The 243-nt window shown below is 69.5% G+C and carries 1 protein-coding gene; it reads left to right on the forward strand.

Features of this window, described 5'->3' with window-relative positions; translation table 11 throughout:
* Positions 1-243, forward strand: a 243-nt coding sequence (locus tag FMEAI12_RS10345; protein ID WP_200835243.1) for a PLP-dependent transferase, incomplete at both ends; no start/stop codon positions are given.

The following is a 243-nucleotide window of genomic DNA, read 5'->3' on the forward strand; positions in this document are numbered from 1 at the left end:
GCTGGCGATCCTCAACCTGGCCGAGGCCGGCGACCACATCGTCAGCTCCGCGAACCTCTACGGCGGCACCTACAACCTGTTCCACTACACGCTGCCCAAGTTCGGCGTCTCGGTGTCGTTCGTCGACGACCCGGACGACCTCGACGCCTGGCGCGCGGCGATCCGGCCGAACACCGCGGCGTTCTACGGCGAGACGATCGGCAACCCGCGCGGGAACGTCCTCGACATCGCCGGCGTCGCGGG

The sequence above is a fragment of the Parafrankia sp. Ea1.12 genome (assembly GCF_900465275.1).
GTDB classification, from domain to species: Bacteria; Actinomycetota; Actinomycetes; order Frankiales; family Frankiaceae; genus Parafrankia; species Parafrankia soli.